Source organism: Alteromonas sp. 5E99-2, from assembly GCF_017368475.1.
Taxonomy (GTDB): Bacteria; Pseudomonadota; Gammaproteobacteria; order Enterobacterales; family Alteromonadaceae; genus Alteromonas_F.
The window spans coordinates 1-2,560 of record NZ_JAFNJE010000032.1 but is presented as its reverse complement, the minus strand read 5'-3'; the positions used below and the strand labels follow the sequence as shown (position 1 = coordinate 2,560).

Annotated in this window: 2 protein-coding genes; both read left to right on the top strand. The window is 58.0% G+C overall.

Annotated features, from left to right (window positions below; all coding sequences use genetic code 11):
* Positions 1-136: 136 nt before the first annotated feature.
* Positions 137-1,024 carry a site-specific integrase gene (locus J3L16_RS15680; protein WP_242698878.1) on the top strand — a complete coding sequence of 296 codons (888 nt, stop codon included), beginning with the start codon at positions 137-139 and terminating at the stop codon, positions 1,022-1,024.
* A gap of 11 nt (positions 1,025-1,035) precedes the next feature.
* Complete coding sequence (locus J3L16_RS15675) at positions 1,036-2,229, top strand: IS91 family transposase (RefSeq protein WP_207614004.1); 1,194 nt, start codon at positions 1,036-1,038, stop codon at positions 2,227-2,229.
* The last annotated feature ends 331 nt before the right edge of the window (positions 2,230-2,560 follow it).

Here is a 2,560-nt window from a genome sequence, read left to right as displayed (position 1 = left end):
GGACAAGGACGAAGCCGCTACCGCGGCACTGGCACTTGTGGCTGATGTCTTGGGTTGCCCTGAACGCAGCGCATTTTGAGATCTGACGAACCTGTCTGACGATTGAGCCTTCTCAATCAACGGACAGGAGATTTCCATGACACATGAGAAGATGACGCCGCTGCGTGAGCGGATGATCGAAGATATGCGTATCCACGGGATGGGCGACAAAGCTCAAAAAGCACATATCAGGGCGATCAAGCATTTTGCCGGGTTCTTGAAGCGGTCCCCTGATACGGCGACGCCTGACGATCTGCGCGCCTATCAGCTCCACATGACCGATACGGAAGTGACACCGCCCACGTTCAATGCCCGGATCATGGCGCTACGGTTCCTGTTTGGCACGACCTGTGATCGTGAAGATATGAAGCGCTACATGCAGTTCCGGACGCAGCCACGCCGACTGCCTACAGTTCTCAGCATTGAAGAGGTGTCTGAAGTTATTGCCGCTGCCCCCGGTCCTGGGCTGAAGTATCGCGCGGCGCTCAGTATCAGTTATGGCGCAGGATTGCGGGCCTCAGAAGTTTGTAATCTCAAGGTCAGCGACATTGATAGCGACCGGATGCTGATCCACGTTGATGAGGGCAAAGGTGGCAAGGATCGTAAGGTGATGCTTTCGCCTGATCTGCTGGATTTGTTGCGCGATTACTGGCGCGAGGCGCAGCCTGCGGGATGGCTCTTTCCAGGAAAGCCCAAAATCAACCCGATCTCGGCAAGGCAGCTTAGTCGCGCCTTCAATTCAGCCAAGCATGTGGTCGGCATCTCCAAGCCCGCGACGCTGCATACTTTGCGGCACAGTTTTGCAACCCACCTGTTGGAGGCCAATATCGACGTACGGGTTATCCAAGTCTTACTGGGCCACGCCAAGTTGAGCACGACGGCGCGCTATACCCACGTCGCCACTAAAACGATCCGGGACACGCCCAGCCCGTTCGAAGCGCTCAAAAAGCTGAACATCGAGAACCTGCATCAGCGACCGGGATAAGCACTGGCCAGTTGGCGAAGGCAAAGCTGGAGATTGCTGACATCTTCCGCGCCCATGGCCCTGCTTGGCGGCGGGCCAATACGAGACATGTCAGTCTGAGCCAGCTCAAAGTGATGTCCGCGATAGAAGCCTGCCGAACCGAAGCGCTCGGCGGGCATGTGGCCGCGTGCACCAAGTGCAGCCATCAGCACATCGCGTACAACAGCTGCAAGAACAGGCACTGTCCCAAGTGCCAGGGTCCTGCTGCGCGTGATTGGATGGCCGCGCGAGCTGAAGACTTGCTGCCTGTTGAGTACTTTCACGTCGTCTTCACACTCCCCGCAGAGATCGCCCGCATCGCATACTGGAACAAGAAGGCTGTCTATGGCTTGTTGTTCCGCGCGTCTGCCCAGACGGTGACTGCCATTGCAGCCGACCCCAAACGCCTTGGCGCGCGGGTTGGCATGACCAGCGTCCTTCACACGTGGGGGTCGGCGCTCACGCACCATCCCCATGTCCACATGATTGTCCCAGGCGGTGGTCTTTCGCCAAGTGGCAACCGCTGGATCGCGTGCAAGCCAGGGTTCTTTCTGCACGTTCGGGTGTTGTCACGGCTGTTTCGACGTCTGTTCATCGAAGGGTTGTTGGCCTTGCATCGCGCAGGAGAACTGTCCTTCTTCGGTGACCTGATCGGATTGTCAGAACCGCAGGCCTTTGCTGCGTATCTGGCCCCGCTGCGCAAAAAGGAATGGGTGGTCTATGCCAAACCGCCCTTCGGTGGGCCCGAGGCCGTGCTGGCTTATCTCAGCCGATACACCCACCGCGTCGCCATCTCAAACAGCCGCCTGATCAGTGCTGATGCCAACACTGTCGCGTTCCAGTGGAAGGATTACCGCATCAAAAATGGCGACAGACAGAACGTCATGCGTCTCTCCACTCCCGAGTTCATCCGCCGCTTTCTCACCCATGTGCTCCCGGACCGGTTCCACCGGATCCGCCACTATGGTCTGCTCGCCAGCGCGCAACGAAAGGCCAATATCGCAAAGGCTCGGACCTTACTTGGCGCACAAACCGTCAAACAGGATGACCCACCAGTCGCCGAGGTCATCCCGCTCACACTGCGAGAACCATGCCCCGATTGCGGCGGGCAGATGTGCATCATCGAGACCTTCCGGCGCAGCCAGAAACCGCAATCCCGCGCACCTCCTAGAAAGGCCGCCGCATGACGAAACGCACGTCATCAATCACCGACCACTCCTTGAACTGCAGCGCGTTTAGGGCCGGCATCGGCATGCCTGAAGCTAAATTTATGATGCTCAATGTGCCTGAATCGGGCGAAACGCGCCTCCTGAACGCAAGTGCAAGGTGCTCTGATCAGCGCCAGAGCTACACAACCTCAACATCCCGGATAGATGAAATAGGGCCTGCTTCACGCTTTCCCCATAGGCCTCACCCAGACCCCACGGCTTCCTCCTAGTCATGTTTCCCAACGCGGGCCACCGTCGCACCAAGCCGAAAAACTGCGCTCAAGCCCGCATCGAAAAACCTTAAACGAAG